This is a genomic window from Gordonia sp. YC-XJ4 (assembly GCF_059511865.1).
On record NZ_CM183447.1, the window covers coordinates 6,094,362 to 6,117,126 of the forward strand.

Annotated in this window: 16 protein-coding genes and 1 riboswitch; of the genes, 7 read left to right on the plus strand and 9 right to left on the minus strand. The window is 67.9% G+C overall.

Annotated features, from left to right (window positions below):
- Nucleotides 1-10: 10 nt before the first annotated feature.
- Nucleotides 11-2,686: an AAA family ATPase gene (locus tag AC5ZH6_RS27365; RefSeq protein ID WP_094601421.1), complete on the minus strand. Its 2,676-nt coding sequence runs from the start codon at nucleotides 2,684-2,686 to the stop codon at nucleotides 11-13.
- Between the two features lie 124 nt (nucleotides 2,687-2,810).
- Between AC5ZH6_RS27365 and AC5ZH6_RS27370 the strand changes: the two genes are divergently transcribed.
- Together AC5ZH6_RS27370 and AC5ZH6_RS27375 are read left to right on the plus strand one after the other, a co-directional pair.
- Nucleotides 2,811-3,395, plus strand: coding sequence for a hypothetical protein (locus tag AC5ZH6_RS27370; RefSeq protein ID WP_265077175.1), 585 nt, complete (start codon nucleotides 2,811-2,813; stop codon nucleotides 3,393-3,395).
- A 39-nt stretch (nucleotides 3,396-3,434) separates the two neighbouring features.
- Nucleotides 3,435-4,727, plus strand: a complete 1,293-nt coding sequence (locus tag AC5ZH6_RS27375; RefSeq protein ID WP_094601423.1) for an alpha/beta hydrolase family protein — start codon at nucleotides 3,435-3,437, stop codon at nucleotides 4,725-4,727.
- 11 nt (nucleotides 4,728-4,738) lie between these two features.
- Here AC5ZH6_RS27375 and AC5ZH6_RS27380 read toward each other — a convergent pair whose 3' ends face one another.
- The 4 genes from AC5ZH6_RS27380 to dinB all read right to left on the minus strand — a co-directional run bounded on the left by AC5ZH6_RS27380 (nucleotide 4,739) and on the right by dinB (nucleotide 10,009).
- Entirely contained in the window at nucleotides 4,739-5,425 is a 687-nt protein-coding gene (locus AC5ZH6_RS27380) for a response regulator (protein ID WP_020172961.1), read from the minus strand.
- Nucleotides 5,422-7,068, minus strand: a complete 1,647-nt coding sequence (locus tag AC5ZH6_RS27385) for an ATP-binding protein (RefSeq protein ID WP_094601424.1) — start codon at nucleotides 7,066-7,068, stop codon at nucleotides 5,422-5,424. Before AC5ZH6_RS27385 ends, AC5ZH6_RS27380 begins: the two co-directional genes overlap by 4 nt.
- Before the next feature lie 75 nt (nucleotides 7,069-7,143).
- Nucleotides 7,144-8,661, minus strand: coding sequence for a CitMHS family transporter (locus AC5ZH6_RS27390; protein WP_006373217.1), 1,518 nt, complete (start codon nucleotides 8,659-8,661; stop codon nucleotides 7,144-7,146).
- Nucleotides 8,662-8,800: 139 nt separating this feature from the next.
- Entirely contained in the window at nucleotides 8,801-10,009 is a 1,209-nt protein-coding gene (gene dinB, locus AC5ZH6_RS27395; protein WP_014362067.1) for a DNA polymerase IV, read from the minus strand.
- Nucleotides 10,010-10,360: 351 nt separating this feature from the next.
- Between dinB and AC5ZH6_RS27400 the strand changes: the two genes are divergently transcribed.
- Both AC5ZH6_RS27400 and AC5ZH6_RS27405 read left to right on the plus strand, forming a co-directional pair.
- A complete protein-coding gene (locus AC5ZH6_RS27400; RefSeq protein WP_240524151.1) occupies nucleotides 10,361-12,085 on the plus strand; it encodes an HNH endonuclease signature motif containing protein in 1,725 nt (574 codons plus the stop codon).
- 214 nt (nucleotides 12,086-12,299) lie between these two features.
- Nucleotides 12,300-13,505 (plus strand): MalY/PatB family protein, encoded by a 1,206-nt coding sequence (locus AC5ZH6_RS27405; protein WP_094601425.1) that lies wholly within the window; start codon nucleotides 12,300-12,302, stop codon nucleotides 13,503-13,505.
- Nucleotides 13,506-13,508: 3 nt separating this feature from the next.
- Here AC5ZH6_RS27405 and AC5ZH6_RS27410 read toward each other — a convergent pair whose 3' ends face one another.
- Complete coding sequence (locus AC5ZH6_RS27410) at nucleotides 13,509-14,111, minus strand: class I SAM-dependent methyltransferase (protein ID WP_043456884.1); 603 nt, start codon at nucleotides 14,109-14,111, stop codon at nucleotides 13,509-13,511.
- Nucleotides 14,112-14,250: 139 nt separating this feature from the next.
- Here AC5ZH6_RS27410 and AC5ZH6_RS27415 point away from each other — a divergent pair, with 139 nt between their 5' ends.
- Complete coding sequence (locus tag AC5ZH6_RS27415; protein WP_094601426.1) at nucleotides 14,251-15,033, plus strand: LLM class F420-dependent oxidoreductase; 783 nt, start codon at nucleotides 14,251-14,253, stop codon at nucleotides 15,031-15,033.
- Nucleotides 15,034-15,042: 9 nt separating this feature from the next.
- On the plus strand, nucleotides 15,043-15,861 hold the full coding sequence (locus AC5ZH6_RS27420; protein ID WP_014362072.1) for a DUF1295 domain-containing protein: 819 nt from the start codon (nucleotides 15,043-15,045) through the stop codon (nucleotides 15,859-15,861).
- A 37-nt stretch (nucleotides 15,862-15,898) separates the two neighbouring features.
- On the opposite strand, the gene AC5ZH6_RS27425 is transcribed toward AC5ZH6_RS27420, so the two are convergent.
- Both AC5ZH6_RS27425 and AC5ZH6_RS27430 read right to left on the minus strand, forming a co-directional pair.
- Nucleotides 15,899-17,254, minus strand: coding sequence for an ABC transporter ATP-binding protein (locus tag AC5ZH6_RS27425; RefSeq protein ID WP_014362073.1), 1,356 nt, complete (start codon nucleotides 17,252-17,254; stop codon nucleotides 15,899-15,901).
- Nucleotides 17,255-17,279: 25 nt separating this feature from the next.
- Entirely contained in the window at nucleotides 17,280-19,043 is a 1,764-nt protein-coding gene (locus AC5ZH6_RS27430; RefSeq protein ID WP_094601427.1) for an ABC transporter permease, read from the minus strand.
- Between the two features lie 254 nt (nucleotides 19,044-19,297).
- Nucleotides 19,298-19,470, minus strand: a riboswitch (M-box (ykoK) riboswitch).
- Between the two features lie 170 nt (nucleotides 19,471-19,640).
- On the opposite strand from AC5ZH6_RS27430, the gene AC5ZH6_RS27435 reads away from it, so the two are divergent.
- Entirely contained in the window at nucleotides 19,641-21,707 is a 2,067-nt protein-coding gene (locus tag AC5ZH6_RS27435) for a TPM domain-containing protein (protein WP_094601428.1), read from the plus strand.
- Between the two features lie 74 nt (nucleotides 21,708-21,781).
- Here AC5ZH6_RS27435 and AC5ZH6_RS27440 read toward each other — a convergent pair whose 3' ends face one another.
- Entirely contained in the window at nucleotides 21,782-22,624 is an 843-nt protein-coding gene (locus AC5ZH6_RS27440; protein WP_094601429.1) for a phytanoyl-CoA dioxygenase family protein, read from the minus strand.
- Between the last annotated feature and the right edge of the window lie 141 nt (nucleotides 22,625-22,765).

The window sequence follows — 22,765 nt, forward strand, 5'->3', positions numbered from 1 at the left end:
CGCATGGCGGTCAGCCCGCGCGCACCAGCGACACCAGCTCGTGCCGCGACGTCGTGTCGGTTTTCGCATACGCGTTGGACAGGTGGAAGGCGACGGTACTGCGGGTCACGTATAGCTCCTTGGCGATCTGGGCGTAACTGAGACCTTCCAGGACAAGCGCCACGACTTCGCGCTCGCGCGCGGACAGTATCGCCAACGGATCCGCGTGGTCGGTGGTCCCCGCATCGTCGTTGTCCGGCAGCATCATCGGCGCATAACCGTCGGCACCCAACGCCACCAGCGCATCGAGCGCACGCGCACGAATGCGGCCTGACTCCCGATGATGTTCGGCGGCAGCAGCATTCGCGGCATCGGCCCACAGCATCACGCCGACGGCAGCGATATCGGGTAGTCCTCGTTCGGCGCAGGCGATCAGGCGATCGGCGGCGGCGGCGCCACGACACCGATCCGCCAGGGCCCGCAACCACTCGACACCGACGACCCGCCACAGCCCACCGTCGAGCGGCTCGAGGCGATCAGCCCAGCTGTCGACGGCGCCGGCGTCACCCGCCCAGGACGCCCCAACCCCCATCATGAGCAGCCACAGATACGGTACGACCGTCGCGGGATGGGTGCGGGGATCGCCGAAGTCTCCGATCCGCAGACCCAGCCAGTCGTGCCGCTGCTGGTCTGTCCCCGCATAGGCCATCGCGATCACAGAGGAGATGTCCCCGGCTTGCACGGCCGAGGCCAAGGGTGCCGCGATGCGGGCGCGTCGGCTTCGCTCCAGAGCCGCACCGACGTCCTCGTGCGCCGTCAACGATGTCAACGGATCGAGGGCCGCGACCGCCGGATGCACCGCCCGCGCGTTGGCTGCATCATTGAGTGCGACAGAGATATTCGCGGCTCCGCGACGCCAGGCTCCCCCCATCCATTGCGCGTGTCCGAGCAGAGCGTGGAAGACTCCGTCGGTGAAGTCGACCCTACCGTCGTCGACCGCGCCGACCACGACGGCCAGGTCGGCGACCGCCTTCGCCGAAGACCCGGTCAGCGAGTAGATCGCGCCCCGCCACGCGAGCCGGAGCAGCCCCTCCGTCGATGCTGCGAGCTCGGCCCGGTCGATGTCGACGGTGGACTCCAACCCCCACAGATCGTCGTTTCCGACAGTGGTGGCCTGGACGGCCTGGCCGTAAGCGAACGTGAACTGGGCACGCAGCGCCGGATCGATCGCACCGTCGGCGAGTGCCCGGTCGAGGTAGGGCCGGGCATCGATCGGGTCCCGTCCCGCCGCGATGATCGTCCATCCCCGCAGTATCAGGGCGCGGCCACGATGCTTGGCATCCCACTGTTCGAGTTCGTCGTAATCGATGGCGTCGAGTATGTCCGCCGCCTGCGCCCATCGCTTCTCGGCGACGGCCTTCATGGCGTGCACAACACGGAGCAGATCGGGCGAGTCGTCGTCGAGGTCGTCGAGCACGACCTCATCGAGATCATGTGCCGCAATGGATTCGAAGTCTGCGTCCAAGGACCGGACTTCGCGCTCGGGGTCGGACCGCGAGATCGCCGCGGCCATCCGGTGGTGCCGGGCGGCCTCTCGAAATCGTTCCCGCGCATGGAGATCGGCGGCTTGTCGATCGAGATCGAACGCGAGGCCCTCGTCGGGTCCGGCGCTGGCCGCGAACCGGTGCCGGAGTCGTTGCGTCGCGCTCGTCGACCGCGCAGCGGCCGCGGCATGTAGTCGGCGTCGTGGTTCGTGTGGGATCGTGGCGTACGCGGCCGCACGAATCACCGCGTGCGAGATGCGTATCCGGGTGGCGGAGTTGCCCACGTGCACGGCAACCAGCCCCTCATCGCGCAGGATGCGGACAACGGTGTCCGGGTCGGTGATCGCACCCAGCGCAGACACGGTTGCGGTGTCGTGCCATTCGTCGCCGAGCACCGCCAGCACGCGCATCATGGTCGCCACCTGCGGGTCGAGGCCGGCGATCCGCGTCTCGATGACTGCCGCGAGCTCGGTGGGGGCGGGGAGTTCGCCACGATCGGCGAGGACAGCCAATTCGCTTGCGGGATACTCGCGTAACAGGGCACGCATGTGCAAAGGGCTGCCGCCGGTGTGCGCGATCAGGTGCTCGGCCAGGCCCGGCGGCGCATCCGGTGCCATCGACGTCACCAGGTCCTGCGCCGCCGTCGGGTCGAGGCCGGCCAGTTCGATGACGCGCACTCGGGGTGCCGGCGCCTCATCGAGCAGTCGTCGAAACGCCGGATGGCGCAGTCCCAGTGGCCGAAATGCCACGACGATCAGGATGCGGTCGCCCTGTGCACGCTCGGCGAGTGCCGTCACCGCGGCCATCGATTCGGGGTCGATCCACTGCGCGTCGTCGATGACGAGAGCGACCGGGCCGGTCGGTGCACGGTGATCGACCAGGTCGGCCAGCTGGCGATACGCCTGCATCGTGTGCGTCGGACGCGCGGCACCTTCCGGGGCGGCGTTCCACTCGTCGAGGAGTTGCCACGATTCGGCCCGCAACACCTCCTCCCCCACAGCCCGAAGGACATGGAACCCCGCCAACCGGGAAAGCACGAGGGACACCAGCGTGCTCTTGCCGAAACCGGGAGCCCCCTCGACGGCCAGGACCGTCGGGGTGCCTTCTCGCGCAGCGGAGATCGCATCGTCGATCGTCGAGGTCACCTCGGGACTCCAGTGCATCTCCGCCTGCCTTCTCCACCTGGTCGCGGAACTGTACTTTTCGGCCAGTCGGCCGAACCCGGGCGCCGCGCAGACTCAGTCTATGAGCGGTCGACCGACCGCGGACACCGTCGAAGGGCACCCGATGAATCCAGTCAAGATCATCCTCGGTTTCATACCGTTTCTCCTGTTCAGCGTGCTCGCCCACTGGCTGGCCACCGGATGGTCGGCCCTCATCGCCTTCGCGGCTGCGCTCATCCTGATCGCCCTCACGGCTCGCGGCGGCCTCAAGATCCTGCCGGTCGTCCAGGCCGTGATCATGGGTGTCATCGCACTCGTTGCCGCCGTCGGCGGCTCCGGTGTCGACGACTTCCTGAGGCTCAACGCACGCGGCGGCGCCTCCCTGCTGCTCGGCGCCTTCATCGTCGCCACCGCTTCCGTCGCCCCGTTCACCGCGGACTTCGCCAAACAAGAGGTGCCACAGCAGTACTGGAGCACTCCGGGCTTCCGCGCGATCAATCGGAAGCTGAGCACCGTGTGGGGCGTCACCGTGCTCGTGGTCGGCATCTGTCACATCGTCTCGGCACACCTCGATGCCGCCGGAACACGGCCGATCGTCGTCGTGCTCATCGAGTGGGTCCTCCCGATCCTGGCCCTGCTGCGCGCGGTCAAGGTCACCCGCGACGTTGCCGCCCACCGCCCCGCCGATGCGACCGGTAGTCCGGTCTGAACCCACCCTGACATCCGCCCATCCCCGAAGGAGAATCCCATGTCGACCCCCACCACCAGCACAACGCCCGCAGCCGGCACAGCTCTGACCGTCGCGGAGCTCGACCGCCATGGCACGCCGTCACACGAGGTCTTCACTGCCGGCTTCTACACCGATCCGGCCCGCGATTTCCAGGTCCGCACCATTCTCGGGAAGTCGACACGCGGCGGTTCCGACGTCGGCGAAGTCTTGTCGTTGATCGCCGGGATCGCCCCCGATGACGGTGAGTCCTGGTTCACCGGGTGGCTCGACCTCGGTCGTCGGATCGCCGCGATCGGTGAGGCGAGCGCGGCCGCCGGACATCGGGTCAGCGCCGCCCGGGCGTATCTTCGGGCCGCGGATTACCTTGGGGTTGCGTACAACTCGATCGACGGACGCGCCGACACCGATGCCCTCCTGCCCACCTTCGGCGAGCATCGGGTGGCCTGGGAGGGGTTCGTCGCCACCACGCACTGGCCGGTCGAGCGGGTCGACATCCCGTACGAGGGCGGCAGCATGCCCGGTTGGTTCTTCCGCCCGGACCCGTCGACGGCTCCGCGGCGCACCGTCGTGGTCAACGGCGGCAGCGACGGCTCGGTCAGTGGCGTCTGGTGCGAGGCAGGCGAGGCCGCCCTCGAACGCGGCTACAACACCTTGCTGTTCGACGGTCCGGGTCAGCAGTCGATGCTGTTCGAGCGTGACATCCCGTTTCGGCCGGACTGGGAGAAGGTCCTGACACCGGTGGTCGACTTCCTTGCGCAACGCGACGACGTCGACACGGACAAGCTCGCCGTTTACGGGGTGAGCCAGGGCGGATACTGGGTGAGCCGCGCGATCTGCTTCGAGCATCGCTTTGCCGCGGCCATCGCCGACGGCGGGGTGGTGAACGTCGGCCGCGACTGGGCGGACAAGATTCCCACCGAACTGATGTCGCTCTACACCGGTGGCGACAAGGCGAAGTTCGACGAGGTCATGACGGAAGCTCTGGAGGCGCCGGATTCCCGGAGCGCCCGTGAGGCGTGGGCCTTCCGTGCCCGACCTTATGGCGTGCACGGGTACTCCGCGGTGATCGACCAGGTGATGCGCTACGACCTGACCGACTACGCCCACCTGATGACCACCTCGCTCTTGATCACCGACCCCGACGGCGAGCAGTTCTTCGGCGGTCAGCCCGCCGAGCTCGCGGCACTGGCACCCGGCTCAACCCATGTCCGGTTCACCCAGGACGAAGGCGCAAGCTACCACTGTCAGCCGCTGGCACGGGAACTCACCGAGCAGAGGATGTTCGACTGGTTGGACGAGCAGATCGGGTGATCGGTGCCCCATCACGTGCGCGGCTTGCGATACTCCTGTCGCGGACGTCCGGTGCCGCCGTACTGCAGCGACATGACCAACCGGCCCGCCGACACCAGCGCCGCGAGGTGGCGGCGGGCGGTGGCCGCTGAGATGCCGATGGCGTCGGAGACCTGATCGGCGAACAATCCCTCGTCGGTGTCGTCGAACAATTCGAGGATCCGCTGCTCGGTCGGCGAGGCGCCCGAGGCCCGTTCGGCGGGCACCGTGCCGAACCGCAACCCCGACAACGCCGCATCGACCTGGGCCTGGTCGACCCGAGGCGCGTCGAGCACCCGCCGATAGTGCGCGTAACCGGCCAGGCGACGCGCCAACTCGGTGTCGGCGAAGGGTTTGATCAGGTAGGCCAACGCACCCCCGCGGGTGGCCGCGCGCACCGCCCGCGCGTCGGTCTCGGCGCCGACGATGAAACAGTCACAACGCAATTCGGCAAGCAGGTCGATGCCGGAACCGTCGGGCAGGTAGACATCGAGCAACACCAGCTCGATGTCGGGGTGCTCGGCGAGCGCGGTGCGCGCCTGCGCCAGGGTCCCGGCGCGGGCGACCACACGGAACCCGCGGACCGCTGTGACGATCGCGGAATGCAATGCGGCAACCCGGAAGTCGTCGTCGACGATCAGCACGCCGTGACCGTCGGTGCTTGGCGTCTCGCCGGTCATGACCGGCCTCCCTCCTCGATCACGCCCGGTAGCCGGGCCACGAATACCGCACCGCCGCGCCCGGTTCCGCCCGGCTCGGCGATGGTCACGTCACCGCCGATTCGCCGCGCGAGTTGCCGGACGATCGACATGCCCATCCCGCGGCCGCCGGGGACGGCCGGGTCGGTCTTGGTGGTGACGCCCTCGGTGAAGACCTCCGCCGGGTCGTCGAAGGCGATACCGGGTCCCGAATCGGCCACCGTCACCAACAGTGTCGCGTATGTCGTGCCGTCCTCGGCGTCCGTGCCCGGGTCGGTCAGCAGTTCCACCTCCACCTCGGCGTCGGCGCTGCCGGCCGCGGCGTCGATGGCGTTGTCGACGAGGTTGCCGACCACCGCGGTCACCGTGACCGCATCGGTGAGCGCGCCCGCGACCCACGTCTGGGGTCCGAGGCGCAGCGTCACACCCCGCTCGCGCGCGTGGCTGGCCTTGGCCTCGAGGAAAGCCTGCAGGTGCGGTTCGTCGACGTTCTCGATGCCGTCGATGGTGCGGGCGTGCGGTCCGGTGAGGTCGTCGAGGTAGGCGCGGGCCTCGTCGACGTTGTCGTGCCGCAGTAATCCCGCAAGCACGTGCATGCGGTTGGCGGTCTCATGGCGTTGCGCGCGCAGGGCCATGCTCATCGCGCGCACGGCGTCGACCTCGCGGGTGAGTTCCTCGACGTCGGTGCGATCCACCACTGACAGCACCATGCCCAGGTCACGTCCGTCGGCGGTGACCCGATGGGACGACACGAGCACGATCCGATCCCCGACGGTGGCCGCCACCGGCTCGGGCGTCGGCGTCTCGACCACACCGCGCACCCGGGGCGTCAGGCCAAGCGCGTCGACGGAGGCTCCGACCGGCGCGGAGACCTCCAGCAGTCGGCGGGCGCGTTCGTTGGCGACCCGCAGCACGTTCGCGCTGTCGACGGCGAGGACTCCGTCATCGAGCGAGTGCAGCACGGCCCGTTGCTCACGCACGAGTTCGGCGAGGTCGTCGGGCTCCAGTCCGAGGGTCAAGCGCCGCCATCGGCGGGCCAGCAGCACCGACCCCACCGCACCGACGGCGAGGGCCACGAGCGCGATGAGCCCGGTGGCGAGGATGTCGCGGCGGGTGTCGCGGGTGAGTTTCTGCGTCGAGACGCCGACACTGACCAGGCCGATCGGACGGGTGAGCCCGGGTTGGAGGATGGGCACCTTTGCGCGGACCGAGTCGCCGAGTGTTCCCCTGTCGGTGGTGATGTCGATCTGGCCGGCCAGCGCCCGGGACGGATCGGTGGAGACGTGCACGCCCACCTCGTCGATGTCGGGGTGGGCCAATCGGATTCCGTCGGCGTTGGCGATGACCACGAAGAGCGCACCGGTGCTGCGGGCCACGGCGGTCGCCTGGCGTTGCAGGGACGAGTTCACGAGTTCGGCTCGGTCGAGGTCGGTGCCCTGATGTGCGGCGACGGAGGCGACGACGTCGGGATCGTCGGCCATGGTCTGGGCGATGGCCAGGGCCCGTTGGGCGTACTCGTCGCGGACCCGGTCGTCGGATCCGTAGACCACGACGCCGAAACCCACGCCGAGGCTGACCGCGATGACGGCGAGTTGCAGGAGCAGTACCTGCGTTCGCAATCGCATGCGGTCAGCCTAGGCGTGGGAGGGATCGGCCGACAGGGAGATCATCCTGTTTGCGGTGACCCGGTCGGGAACTCCTCAGAAGGGGATGGCGCCGAACAGGCAGCCGGCGAGGAGCATCACCAGCGAGACCACCGCCGCACGCCACAGCACCTTCTTGTGGTGATCGGCCAGTCCGACGCCGGCGAGCGCGACGAGCAGCAGGATCGCCGGAACCAGCGGGCTCTGCATGTGGAAGGTCTGACCGGTGATCGATGCGCGCGCCATCTCGGAGGGGTCGATGCCGTAGCGGGTCGCGGTCTCCGAGAGCACCGGCAGCACCCCGAAGTAGAAGGCGTCGTTGGACATCAGGAAGGTCAGCGGGATCGACAGCACGCCGATGACCACGGCCATGTGCGGGCCCATCCAGGTCGGGATGCCGTCGGCCATCCAGTGCGCGATCGCGTCGACCATGCCGGTTCCGCTGAACACGCCGGTCAACACCGCGGCGGCGAGCACCATGGCGACCACCGAGACGATGCTCGAGCTGTGCCGGGTGATGGCCTCCTGCTGATCCTTGATGTGCGGGAAGTTCACCGCGAGAGCGATTCCGGCGAAGATCATGAACAGCACGGGGATGGCGACGACGTCCATGCCGAGGATCGCCAGCAGCGCCACGGTGAGTGCGGCGTTGATCCAGAACAGTTTGGGCCGCAGCGACTTCCGGTTCGGGTCGAGCACGCCGGTGAAGGAGGCCGTGGCGTCGGAGTCGTCGTGGGCAGCATCGTCGTGGGGTTGGGCGGGCAGGTCGCCGGTCGAGGCGGGGCCGGAACGGTCGCCACCGGCGCCGGTTGACCCGGAGCCCGAACCGGTTGCACCACTGCCATTTCCGCGACCGAAGAGACGGCGACGACCGGTGGGCGTATCGGTGCCACTGCCACCGCCTGCGCCGGCGAGGACGAGTTCCTCACTCGGGGCCAGCATCGACTCCTTGATCTCCATGCGGCCGATGCGGCGACGCTCGAGCACGCCGAGGTGGTAGGCGAAGGCAAGGACGACGAGCATGCCGATCGCGAGCGCGGGCACCATCGGAAGGAAGACGTCGTTGGTGTCGATCTTGAGCGCACTGGCCGCGCGGGCTGTCGGCCCACCCCACGGGAGGATGTTCATGGTGCCGTTGGCCAGGCCGGCGACGACGGTCAGAACCACCGGGGAGACGCCGAGTTTCAGGTACAGCGGCAGGAGTGCCGCGGTGGTGATGATGAAGGTGGTCGATCCGTCACCGTCGAGGGACACCACGGCCGCGAGGACCGCGGTACCGACGACGAGCCGGGCCGGATCGTTGCGCACCATGCGGACGATGAAGCGGATGATCGGGTCGAAGAGGCCGACGTCGATCATGATGCCGAAGAAGATGATCGCGAAGAACAGCATCGCCGCGGTCGGAGCGAGCTCCTTGATGCCGTCCTTGATCATGTCGCTGATCCCGAGGCCCGCGCCGGCGAAGAGGCCGAAGGCGACGGGAACCAGGATCAGTGCGACAACGGGTGTCGCGCGTTTGGTGATGATGAGGAACATGAAGGTGGCGACCATCGCCAACCCGAGTGCTACCAACATTGCCTGAACTTTCTGCCGTGCTTCCCGACGACTCTGCGGTGTCGTCGGCTACACGAGGAGTCTGTGGGTAATGCGGATCACAGTCACTGTTGTGCTCGTAAGTCGTGTTTTGCGCGTTTTGCGCACCGTGTCGTCCGGTTCAGTCGGGCAGCATCGGGGCGTCGTCGCCATGGTCGCGTCCTACGAGCACTGCTCGGGTGACGGAGTCCCGGCCGAAGCGGTTACGGAGTTCGTCCATCGCGGCGTCGAGTTCCGGTTGATGGTCGTCGTCGAAGGGCAGGGTCATCTGCAGCGAGTCGGAGTCGTCGAGGTTGGCCAGCGACAGCCCGATCAGCGTGCACCCGCGTTCCCGGATGAGGGGCAGGGCGTCGTCGAACAACGCCCGGGCGCAACCCATCAGCACCTGGGTGCGGTCGGTGGCCTCGGGCAGTGTGCGCGAGCGCGTGGCGCGGGAGAAGTCGTCGAAACGCAAGCGCAGCACCACGGTTCGGCAGACACGATCGGCACCGCGCAGTCGCTTGCCGAGCCGCTCCACGATGGCGATGATCGTCGCCTCGATCTCGGCCTCGGGCCGGGGCCTGCGGCCCAAGGCCCGCTGAGAGCCGATCGAACTGCGCCGCTTGCCGGTCTCGACACGCCTCGGGTCCTGCGCGAGCGACAGCGCGAACAGGTGGCGGCCGGCGCCGGGACCGACGATGTGGCACAACGCCTTCTGGCCCAGACGCGCCATGTCGCCAACCGTCGCAACCCCGGCGTCGGCGAGTTTGGCCTCCGTCACGGGGCCGACACCCCAGAGTCGGCGAACCGGAAGCGGGTGCAGAAAAGCCAGTTCGGTACCCGGCGCGACCTCGAGAAGCCCGTCGGGCTTGCCGACGGCGCTTGCCACCTTGGCGAGGAACTTCGTGCGCGCGAGGCCGACCGTGATCGGTAGGCCGACCTCGGTGCGTACGCGGGACCGCAGGGTCTCGGCGATGGCGACCGGATCGCCGACGAGACGCCGGAGACCGGCCACATCGAGGAATGCCTCATCCACGGAGATCCCCTCGACGAGAGGCGTTGTGTCGCGAAAGATCTCGAAGACCGCTCGACTGGCCTCCATGTACGCCTCGAACCGTGGGCGAACCTCGATCGCATCGGGACACAGTGCTCGCGCCTCCCGGCCGGGCATGGGCGTGCGGACACCGCGCGCCTTCGCCTCGTAACTGGCGGCCAGCACCACTCCGCCGCCGACGATGACCGGTCGACCACGCAGAGCCGGGTCGTCACGCTGCTCGACGGAGGCATAGAAGGAGTCCAGGTCGGCGTGCAGAATCGACGCCTCCCGCCTCGTCCCGCTGTCGATACGCATCGGTCGAGCCCTTCTATTCGGCGCATATGCGCATCGAACGTATGGGCGAATACTACCTCGGCGCTGCCACTGCTGGGACGCTTACCCATCGGCGATCGAGACGCACCCCATCGGTGGTCGAGCCCTCGAATCGGTGACCGAGCCCTTCTATCGGTGGTCGAGGTGCGTCCCGGATCGGTGGTCGAGGTGCGAGGCGCCCCAGGCGCCGAGCCTCGAGACCGAGCCGAACCCCCAGCTGGAACCGGCCCGAAAGAACTTTCGACAACCTCTTGCCAACCCGACAAGCCCGGCATACACTCGAACGCAACAACACACAAACATGTGTTCGCTATCGCCGGGGGGTGAGAAATGATGGTCGATACCGCGTTACCCGACGTGTCCGGGTTGTCGACCACCCAGAAACTCGCCCTCGCCCACCGTGTGGTTGATTCGCTGGACACTGATGATTTGACCGGGCTGTCCAACGACGACCTGGTGTCGGTCGCTCAATCCACCGAACAGTTGATCACCCGCATCACGGTCCAGGGGGATCGGCAGATCGTCGAATTCTCCGACCGCCACCTCGCCCGCGAATACGGGTTCGGGTCGATCACCGACGCCATGATCGGATTGTTGCGTGTGTCGGAACCGTGGCGGCGGTGGAAACAATTGAAAGCGACCGCCACCTTCCACACCTTTACCGGTGAGGTCGCCGCCCCCAAATATCCAGCACTCGCCGAAGCGATGGCGTCCGGGGCGGCCGGCTCGTCGCACGCGGCGGTGGTGATCGACGTGCTGGACCGCATCCCCGCGGCAGTGCCGTTCGACGAGAAAATGTCGGCCGACGCCACGATGGCCCGCTACGCGCGCACCCACACCCCGTCCGACCTCCGGATCTTGGGGGCACGGGTGTTGGCGCACCTCGACCCCGACGGCCAACTGACCGACGACACCGATCGGCAACGCCGCCGCCAGATCCGCATCGGCCGCCAAGACGCGCAGAAAATGAGTGGGTTGTCGGGGCAGATGACCCCCACCCTCACCGCGCACCTCGAAGCAGTACTCGCCGCGTGGGCGGCCCCCGGAATGAACAATCCCGCCGATCCGGATTCGCCGACCGGGAGGCGGGAAGACGCTGATCCCGAACAGGTGGCGGCTGCCGCGGCCCGCGATCATCGTGATCAGGTGCAACGCAACCATGATGCGTTGGAGGCGGTCCTGCGCGCCGGACTGGATGTCGGTCTCGGCCCCCAATCCCATCGCGGCCTACCGCCGCATCTGATCATCAAAGCCACCCTGTCGGAGTTGATCGCGCAGACCGGGATGGGGGTGAGCGCGACCGGCACCCTCCTCCCGATCCGGGATGTGATCGCATTGGCTGCTCAGTGCCAGCCGTGGTTGGCGGTGTTCGACGACCACACCAGTCTTCCCCTGTATTTGGGGCGCGCGCGGTTGGCGAGTCAAGGCCAGCGGATCGCGTTGTTCGCCAAAGACGGTGGTGAGTACTGCTCGTTTCCCGGGTGTACTCAGCCCGCCGCGCACGTCGAAATTCATCACGCCACCAAAGATCATGCGAAAGGTGGGCTCACCAACATCGGTGACCTCGCCCCCGCCTGCGGCAAACACAACCGGATGGTCGGCGACGGCCCCGGACAATTCACGACCGGCATATATCGGGACGGGCCGTGGGCCGGACGGTGCTGGTGGCGCAAAAACACGCCCGTCGGGGCAGCGACACCGAACCCGAAACGCACCAACGCACTCCCCGACGTCGGGGCCACCTATGCCGACGCGCTGGCCCGCATCCGCGCGGAATTGCATCCACCACCCGACCCACCACAGGGTGATGCCGATACCGATCTCGCCGAGCGCGAGGACCGGGGATCGATGCTGCCCACCAACCGGATACGCCGCAGCCGAGTCCCGCTCGGGCACGGCTACTACGACCTCGTTGAGATCCTCACCCCCGACCCTGGCTCGCCGGTCGAGAACCGACTCGCCCAACTACTCGGTGACCGCGGACTCGAGACCCGGGGCGTGCACCCGTTCGGGGTCGGAACCAGCAGCGGCGCAACAGGTCTCGAGGCTCGTCGCTAACGCTCCTCGGCACCTCGACCACCGAAAGAACGGCTCGTCGCTAACGCTCCTCGACACCTCGACCACCGGAAGAAAAGGGAACTCCGCTAGCGCTCCTCGACACCTCGACCACCGGGACGAAAGATCCGATGGGCTGCTCGACCACCGAAAAGAACGGCTCGAGACCCCCGACAGCCGACATCGAAAAGCCCGCAGCGGTGCTAGACAAGAGGACATGACCAGTCGAGAGCTGCCGAGACCGGCGACACCGTCGCTGGCGGAGCTGCGTCGGCGCAACAGCGAGAAGTGGCGCACCTACCCCGACGACGTGTTGCCGTTGTTCGTGGCGGAGATGGACTATCCGATCGCGCCGGTCGTGGCCAACGCCATGCGCACCCAGATCGAGACCTCCGACCTCGGCTACGCCGGCACCACCGGCAGTGTGGGACCGGCGTTCTCCGGGTTCGCCGAACGGCACTGGGGCTGGCGCGTCGACCCCGACGACGTTCACCTCACCACCGACGTCAGCGTGGTGATCGTCGAAGCACTCCGGGCCGCGATCTCACCCGGCGACCGAGTGATCATCACGCCGCCGGTGTACCCGCCGTTCTTCGAACTCATCCCGGAAGCCGGCGGCCGCCTCCACCAGGTACCCCTGGTCGCAGACTCGACCCGTCCCACCGGCTACCGCCTCGATCTCGACGCGATCGGCGCGGAATTCGCTGCAGGGACACGCGCAATCCTGCTGTGCCATCCGCACAATCCGCTCGGCCTCGTGCATCCGCGCGAGGATCTCGTCGCCCTGGCCGAGATGGCCGACGATCACGGTGCTGTCGTCGTCAGCGACGAGATCCACGCCCCGCTGGTGCACCCGCCGGACATCACGCCGGAGGCTCCACCCTTCGTGCCGTTCCTGTCCGTCAGCGGTGCCGCTCGCAAGGTCGGCATCGCCGCCCATTCCGCGAGCAAGGCGTTCAACATCGCCGGCACCAAGTGCGCGCTCACCGTAGTCGGCAGCGACCTCATGCGCGCCGTCGTTCGACGCCAACCGCACGAGGTCGCCTTCCGGACCAGCATTCTCGGCCGTGCAGCCTCCGCGGCCGCCTACACCCACGGCGACGACTACCTCGCAGCGACGCTCAACACCATCGGCGACAGCCTCGACCTGCTGGAGCAGCTTCTCGCGCAACATCTTCCACAGATCCGCTACACCCGACCGCACGCGTCCTACCTCGCCTGGCTCGACTTCGGCGACACCGGCCTCGGGGACGACCCGGCCGAACCGATCCTCGACGAAGGGCGCGTCGCCCTCCACCGGGGTCCCGCCTTCGGCGATCAAGGCAAAGGATTCGCGCGAATCAACGTCGCGTCCTCACCCGAGGTACTGACCGAAGCGATCGAACGGATTGCGCGCGTCGTCGACGCTCACGGCCAGAACTAGCACCTACGTGCGCCGCGCCCGCAGCACCACGTCGTTGATGTGGTGACCGCCGCCGGCGGGGCGCCCCCGTTCCCGCGTCTCGTGTGTGATCACCTGCCAACCGTCGCCCAGCATCTCGGCGATGTCGTCGGGCTGAACGTAGTCGGCCGGATCGAAGCCGTGGGCACGCACACCCTCGGGGGCATGTGCCACCATCAGCAGCGTTCCGCCTGGTCCGACCGCGTCGATGAGCTTGCGCGCCACCGCCACATCGGCCGCCGCGATCGGGAAGTAGTGGGCGGTGACCAGTGCGAAATCGCGACCCGGGACATCGTCGGCGACGAGATCGGCCTGCAACCAGGTGATCGCCGGACGCGTATCGATCTCCCGCGCGCGGTCGACGGCGACCTGGGAGATGTCGAGCGCGGTGACCTGCCAGCCGTGGTCGGCGAGCCACCGGGCGTCTGCTCCCTCGCCGGAACCCACCTCGAGCGCAGTACCGGGCGTCAGGTCCGAAACCTCGATCGGTAGTGCGGGATTGACGTCGCTCGTCCACAACCTGTCGGTATCGCGATACCGCGCATCCCATTCGTCCGCGGTGTGGGGATTGCGGTCTGTAGTGCTCATGCCTCGACTCTGGCACGACCGCACCCGAACGTCGACGCCCCTTGCCCCAGCGGCAAGAAGTATCCCCCAGGGCGACAAAGTCCACCGCGGACAAACCGGGGGGTGCGCACACCCGTCCCGTGGGGGCAGACTGGGACCCATGGCATTCCCCATTCGCATCGGTGTCCAGATCCAGCCCCAGCACGCTCCCGACTACTCCCTCATCCGCGACGCGGTCCTGCGCGCCGAGGATGCCGGCGTCGACGTCATCTTCAACTGGGATCACTTCTACCCGCTCTACGGCGATCCCGTGGGCGCCCACTTCGAGTGCTGGACGATGCTCGGTGCCTGGGCCGAACAGACCGAGCGCGTGGAGATCGGCGCGCTGGTCACCTGCAACTCCTATCGCAACCCCGAATTGCTCGCCGACATGGCGCGCACCGTCGACCACATCTCCGGCGGCCGGTTGATCCTCGGCATCGGCGCCGGCTGGTTCCAGAAGGATTACGACGAGTACGGCTACGAGTTCGGGACCGCGGGGTCGCGACTCGCCGACCTGGCAGAGGCGTTGCCGCGCATCGACTCACGGCTGAAGAAGCTCAATCCGGCGCCCACCCGCCACATCCCGGTGCTGATCGGCGGCAGCGGCGAGCGCAAGACGCTGCCCCTCGTCGCGCAGTACGGCGACGCGTGGCACGGCTTCAACGACGTCGAGACCTACCGCCACAAGTCCAAGGTGCTCGCCGAGCACTGCGCCGCCGCCGGCCGCGACCCGGAGACCATCGAGCGGTCCGCGGGCGTGCAGTACAAGGACGACGTCGATGCCCTGCTCCGCGACGCCGACGCCATCAGCGCCGAAGGCGTGACGCTGCTGACCGTGGGCATCACCGGCCCCGACTACGACATGACCGCCGTCGAGGCGCTGTGCCGCTGGCGCGGATGAGCTGACGCCATGTCGGTGCTGTGGGTCGTCGGAATCGTCGCGGCGGTCGTCTGTGCGGGTTGCTGGGTGGCGTCGCTGATCACCGGCGACACCTCGTGGGTGGATCGGATCTGGTCGATCACCCCGGTGGTCTACATGTGGATCTTCTGCGGCGCAGCCGGTTTCGACGACCCACGGCTGTGGGTGATGACGGTGCTGGTCACCGCGTGGGGCGCACGACTGACGTTCAACTTCGCCCGACGCGGTGGTTACACCGGCATGGAGGACTATCGGTGGCAGATCCTCCGGTCGAAGATGAGCGGATGGCAGTTCGCTCTGTTCAACTTGTTCTTCATCGTCATCTACCAGAACCTGCTGCTGGTGTTGATCACCCTGCCGGGTTACACCGCGCTGCGCCATCCCGGCGGTTTCGGTGTGCTCGACGTGATCCTCGCCCTGCTGTTCGTGGCGTTCCTCGCCGGTGAAACCGTTGCCGATCAGCAGCAATGGGAGTTTCATCGCCGCAAGGCGGAGACGCTGGCGCAAGGTGTCGAGCCGCCGTCCCGCTTCCTCACCGAAGGACTGTTCCGGTTTTGCCGACACCCCAATTACTTCTGCGAGCAGGCACAGTGGTGGGTGATCTTCGCGTTCGGCGCGTCGGCGGCCGGCTCGGTGCTGCAGCCGACCGTCCTCGGCGCCGTCCTCTTGACCCTGTTGTTCGTCGGGTCGACGAAGTTCACCGAGTCGATCACCCTGGGCAAGTACCCGGAGTACGCCGACTACCAGCGCCGCACTGCGGGTTTCGTGCCGATGCCACCGCGGCACCGCGCGCTCGGCGCCACGCCGTGACGCCGAGCGCTGGGCCTCATACTTCGGGCGCTACGGCTCACCCCTTGAACGCCGGATCGAGCGAGACCTGGTCGGAGTCCGAGTCGTAGTCGAACATCTCCCCGTAGCGTCCCCAGTCCACGGCGATCGCGAACTGCCGTTCGGCGTCGGCGGTACCGAATCCGCGGCTGAGCAGGTCGAGGAAGAACCCGGCCCGCAACTTACCGTCGGCACTGCTGCGCAGGGCGCGGATGATGGTGCGTACCAACGGCGCCCGCGTACTGGCCTGAGTGGCGAAGATCTCCTTGCTGTCCTGGATGCTGGCGCCGTCAAAGCGTGTGCCGACCTCGGTGATGTGCAGGTCACCGTCACGGGCCTCCATCAGGCCGAGCAGCACCGCGGCGTCGACGAGCGGGAGGAGGTCGTCGATCTCGAAGTTGAGGGTGGTGGCGAGGTCGGGCAGATCGGCGTCGCCACCTTGCGCGACGAGGATCTCGATGAGTCCGGCGATCCCACCGACCGACGCGGCGGGCAGCGGCCGGTTCACCGGGGTCGCTTCGGCAGCAACGGCATTCGGCTCGGACGCCGGCACCGACCCGTTCGGGTCGAACCGTCCGGTGAGCACGCCGTACAGCTCGTCGACCAACGACACGAACTGCGGCGACTCCCGATCCCGGGGCCGGGGCATCGGAACCCGTGCCTCGTGGATGATGCGGCCGGGCTTGGAACCGAGGACGACGACGCGGTCGGCGAGCAGCACCGCCTCCTCGATGTTGTGGGTCACGATGCAGATGCTCTTGGTCGGGAAGTCCGATCCGGTCCACAGATCGATCAACTCGTTGCGCAGGTTCTCCGCGGTCAGCACGTCGAGGGCGGAGAACGGCTCGTCCATCAGCAGCAGGTCGGGCTGCAGCACCAACGCCCGCGCGAATCCGACGCGTTGCCTCATGCCGCCGGAAAGCTCACGCGGGTAAGCGGATTCGAATCCGTCCAATCCGATGGTGTCGATGGCGGCCAAGGCCCGCCGACGCCTCTCGTCGGGGCTCACACCGAGTGCGGCCAGCCCGAGCTCGACGTTGGCCTGCACCGTCAGCCAGGGCATCAGCGCGAACGACTGGAAAACCATGGCCGTCGACGCGTTGGCCCCCGACAACTCCTTGCCGTTGGCGAGTACCGACCCGGTGCTGGCCGGGATCAGCCCGGCGATGATGCGCAGCAGCGTCGACTTACCCGATCCGGAACGGCCGAGAAGGGCGACGATCTCACCCGGTTCGATACGGAGGTCGATGCCGTCGAGCACGGTCAGCACGTCACCGCGCGGGCCGTCGAAACTCTTGGTCAATCCGCTGATCTCGATCAGGGGTGCGGGCCCGGTGGCACCACGGGTCTGCTCGTCGGTGATGGTGACAGTCATGAGATTTCCTCTTTCGCAAGCTGTTTCACAGTGAGTAGCGGCGCTCGGCAAGGGCATAGAGCCGGCGCCAGAAGACGGCGTTGGTGGCGACGACGAACAGACACATCACGACGATGCCCAGCAACAGCAGCGCGGTGTGTCCCGGCGCCGACGATGCGGTCTGTTCGGCGATGTAGTTGCCCAGTCCGTAGGCATGGTGGTCGGTCCCGTTGTAACTGACGAATTCGGCGACGATGGAGGCGTTCCACGCCCCGCCGGCCGCGGTGATGCCGCCGGTCACGAAACTGGCGAAGATGCCCGGCAGCAACACATATCGCCAACGCAACACCCGGGGCAGCCGCATGTCCCGGGACGCCTCGAGCAGATCGTTGGGGATTGCGCCCGCCCCGGCGATCACGTTGAACAGGATGTACCACTGCGTACCGAGGGCCATCAGGACGATGCCGCCGATGTTCAGCGGAATGTGCCAGGCGATGAACACGGCCATCACCATCGGGAACAAGAAGTTCGCCGGGAAGCTGGCACACACCTGCACCACCGGCTGCAACATCCGGGTCAGCCTCGGGTTGAGGCCGATGATCACACCGATCGGCACCCAGATCGCGCTGGCGACGATCATCAGCGCCACCACGCGGGCCATGGTCGCCAGGCCCATTGCGAATACACTGCCGACGGTGGCGAGATCGGCCCAGGCCGCGATCGATTCGACCACCCGCCAGGTCGTGTAGACCAGAACCGCGAGCACCGCGACGACGAAGACCACATCGCCGGTGCGGCGGCGGGCCGCCGTGGTCGTGGTCACCGGTTGCGTACGGCCACCGAGGAATCCGCAGACCCGATCGAGGAAGGCGGCCACCGGCGCGAACACGATACCCGCGGCCCGGCCGGCGTTCGAGCGGCGCAGCAGCGAGAGCATCATCGATTTGGGTTCCACCCCGGATGCCGAGTTCTCGATACGGAACCGCTCGACCCAGGCGGTCAACGGGCTCCAGAACACCGCGTTGAGGGCGACGACGACGATCACCATCGTCAGGATCGCCCACCAGATCCGGGACAGCTGACCGGCATCCGACGCCGAGGCGACGTAGGCGCCGATCCCCGGCAGTGCGTAGGACTTGCCGCCGACGGTGACCGCCTCCGACGCTGTGAGAAAGAACCACGCACCACCGAAGCTCATCATCGCGTTCCACACCATCGGGATCAGGCCACTGGGCACGTCGAGTCGCCAGAACCGTTGCCAGCGCGTCATTCTCAGGTTCACCGCGGCCTCGGTGAGATCGCGGGGCTGGCTGACGAGCGACTGGTAGAAGGCGAACGTGATGTTCCAGGCCATCGAGGTGAAGATCGCGAAGATCGACGCGCACTCCAGGCCGAGTTCCGATCCGGGGAACAGGGCGACGAAGAACGTCACGGTCACCGACAGGAAGCCGAGAATCGGAACCGATTGCAGGATATCGAGAATCGGCAACAGCACCGTCCGTGCCCGCCGCGACCGGGCTGCCAGCGTCGCGTACACGAGGGTGAACACGATCGACAACCCCAGGCCGATGAACATCCGGAGAAGCGAACGTGCCGCGTAGTAGGGAAGTTTCGCGGGATCGGTGTCGATCGACGATGGGGCGCCGGCCAAATCGGCGGGTGCGCCCATGGCGTGGGCCAGGGTGATGATGCACCAGATCAGGGCAGCCGCCCCGACGAGCACCAGGATGTCGGCAGGCCAGGCGCGCGGACGTACCCGTTCGGGCCGCCCGGCGGTCGGCGGCGCGCCCCGACGCAGAACTGTGGTCATGTCTGAAAGCCTTTCGCGGACAGCGCAGTTGGTGGACAGTGCCGTTGGCGGACAGTGCCGGTGGCACAAGGGACTCCTCGGGCGTTAGCTACCCGATGGCACAGCAATGAGCGGCCGCGTCGGACCCGTCGTGCGGCAGCGCGAGCACGACGACGGACCGGCGGGCAGCCGGAAGAGTCAGTTGATCAATGGGGGTGGTACCCGCGTCAGCGCCGGGTACCGGATATAGACGGGCCGTCACTCATGTGCCCACCTCCTACGTCTCCTCGTCAGACCTTTGGCACTTCGCGGCGTCACCCGTACGACGACGGGAGCCAATCGGGACTCACCCTTGATCCGAATGAATCTGTCCTGACCCTTGGCGTCTCTCGACGTTCGGGGTCGCTGGCCTGTTTCCGCGAAGGAGCCTCAGCGAACAAGCGCACCTTGCGAAGCAAGGTTGGCACCGAAGTGCGCCGCGCGCAAGCCCGGCACCGCCGACCCCGGCAATCCCGACGACCTGCCACCGTCTGCGGGCCGCATTTCGGGCAAGCCGGTCGCTGCCCGACGCACCTCACCTCGCCGGAACCCGCGCCCCGATGCCCTAGATTGAGTGACATGCTGTGTTCGGGATCGCCGGGGCAGACCCGGCACGCGATGCGATCGTCGGGGCCTGTCTCGCCGGCCACCCGCGGACTCGCGGCGTTGGTTTTCCTCGCTGCCGTTCTGTTCGGACCGCTTCTGCTCGGGACGGGCGCGGCCCACGCCGAGCCGCCGACCCGTCTACCCGAGCCGATCTCCGATCCGGCGGGTGTCCTGTCGGTCGATCAGCGCGCCCAGATCCAGACGGCGACCGACAATCTGTACAACGATCACAGCGTTCAGCTGTGGGTGGTCTACGTCAAGAATTTCGACGGCCAGAACCCCGAGGAATGGGGCCGCAAGGCCGCCGAGCTCAGTGGGCTCGACGACCACGAGGTGCTACTCGCCGTCGCCACCGAGGACCGTGCCTACTGGTTCGGCACCATCGGCTCCGTTGACGGGGTGACCCAGTCGAATCTGTCGGACATCGCGACCGGCGACATCGTTCCCGCTCTCAAGAAGGGCAACTTTCCGGACGCCGGGGTCGCTGCCGCCGACGGCCTCTCCGATGCCCTCACCCCGTCGCACACCGGACTGATCGTCGCCGGCTCGGTGGCCGGTGTCGCCGTCGTCGGTGCCGGAGGGGCGTGGGTTTACTCCCGTCGGCGCAAACGCCGCGCCCTCGACAGCGGACTCGAGACGCTGCGGGAGCAGGAACTGACCGTCGACCAGTTGGCCGCGCAACCGCTCGATGTGCTCGACCCGTGGTCGCGGGAGGTGCTCACCGACACCGACAATGCGATCCGCACCAGCGAGGAGGAATTGCGGCTCGCGGTCGGCGAGTTCGGTGAGGCGCAGACCGCTCCGTTCACCGCCGCGGTGGCGCGAGCGCGAGAGGCGCTGGCGGCGTCGTTCACGGTGCGCCAGCGTCTCGACGACAACATCCCCGAGACCCCCGACGAGCAACGATCGATGCTGCTGCAGATCATCACCGCCTGCACCGACGCCGACGGCGCCCTCGACGAGCAGGTGGCGGCGTTCGACGAGATGCGCAACCTGCTGATCAACGCCGACGCCCGGTTCGACGAGATCACCCGCCGGCTGGTCGATCTGCGTACCCGCGCCGACGCCTCGGCCGGGCAGCTCGAGGCGCTCGTCTCACGTCACGGTGCGCAACAGTGCGCGTCGATCCTGCACAACGTGGAGCTGGCGCGTCAGGAGATCGGATTCGCCGAGCGCAGCGCCGATCAGGGGCGCGAGGCGATCTCCCGGCCGGCCGGAGAACAGGGTCCGGCGGTCGCCGACATCCGCGCCGCGGAGGGCGCGATCACCCAGGCGACCCACCTGCTCGACGCCATCGACAACGCCGAGGGCAACATCGCCGCCGCGCACTCCCAAATGCCCGCGCTGATCACCGAGGTCGAGGGAGAGCTGGCCGAGGCCGCGCAGCTCGGTGCCGACGGCGGGCCGGCGCTGGCGTCGGCGGCCGCGACGGCGACCACGGCCCTGCAGGCCGCGCGCACCGGATTCGACGCCGACCCGCTCGGCGTGTTCACCTCCCTCGTCGACGCCGACGCCGCGCTGGACAAGGCTCTCGACGCCGCGCGCGGGGCGGCTGCCGAACGCACCCGGCGGTCCGAGATGCTCGGTGCGGCACTGACATCGGCGCAGGCGAAGGTGTCGGCGGCACGCGATTTCATCGGTACCCGACGCGGTGCGGTGCAGTCGGTCGCGCGGACCCGCCTCTCCGAGGCCGAGCGATTGCTGGCCAGCGCGCAGAACACCGGCGCCACCGATCCCCTCGCAGCCGCCGATGCGGCCCGGCGCGCCGGCTCGCTGGCCGATCAGGCGCTGATGGCCGCGCAGGGAGACGTGGTCGGCTGGCAGCAGGGTCAGCAACCGCGAGCGCACGGATCATCCACGGCCGGAGCAGTTCTCGGTGGCATCCTGGTCGACAGCTTCCTGCGTGGAACGATGCGCGGCGGTGGCGGTTTCGGTGGTGGGGGTGGTTTCGGGGGCGGCTACACCAGTGGTGGGCGTAGTCCCGGGTCGTTCGGCGGATCGTCGAGTTCCGGCCGGATCGGGGTCGGCGGTCGCTTCTGAGCGTGCCCGGTCGGTGAGGTCGGGTGGTGCTGCGGCACAACGGGTTCACACAAGGGGTTGCGCGGCACGAGGTTTCAGCGGGCGGCGTTCTTGACGAACTCGGCCGGGGCGCCGGCCGGTGGCCGGGTCCCCGCGAAGAACCCGCCGCGCACATGTCGGCGGGTGGTGTCGTCGTCGGTGGCGCGCGCTGCGGAATGCCACAGGTATCCGTCGTGCAGCAGGATGTCGCCGCGCTCGAGGTAGACACCGATCTCGCCGGGCACCTTCTCGAATCCGAGCGGCATCGCGAACGGCGGTGCGGCGTCGGTCCATCCGCGGGCGGGCACCGCGGTCGCCGGTACCTCGACGTTGTTGATGTTGCGAAACGGTGCGGGTGTGGCCCAGCGATGACTGCCGGGCACCACGCGGAGGAAGCCGTTGGCCGGGGAGGTGGCGTCGATGTGGATGGTGAAGGCCGCCGACGGCCAGATGTCCATGCTGGGGCTGGCCTGCCAATCCGAATGCCAGCCGATGCGCGAGTACCCCGACTCGCGGCCCGGGCGGGCATCTTGGTAGACCACTCCGAACCCGTCGTCGGAACGCAGCCACGCGTTCTCACCGATCGCCGCCCGGACCGCGGCGAGCAACGCCTCGTCGGCCAGGAGTGCGGGCACCGACGGGGCGAGTTCGTTGACGTACTCGACGTAGTTGGCGAATCGTTGCGCCTTCGATGCGTCGTCGAGGAACACCGTCGAACCGTAGCGGGCGTCGAGCTCACCACGAATCACCCTGTCCTGAGCCGAAACACACTCGCGTTCGATCACGGCGATTCCCTCGGCGTCGAGTAGTCCGCGCAGCGTCGCGTACCCGTTCGCGTGATAGAACCGCGCGAGTTCGGTGGTCTGGTCGGGGGTGAAGATGCCCGGTTCGCCGATCATGGGCGTCACGATAGTCCGGTGCGTCGCACCTCGCCGTGCGAGCGCGCACCGGCTGTTCGTCCCGCGTTCACCCGGAGATCTCCGCCGGTTCGACCGGCCTCCCTACGGTCTGACAAGGTTCGCAAACAGCCCTTTGCGGAC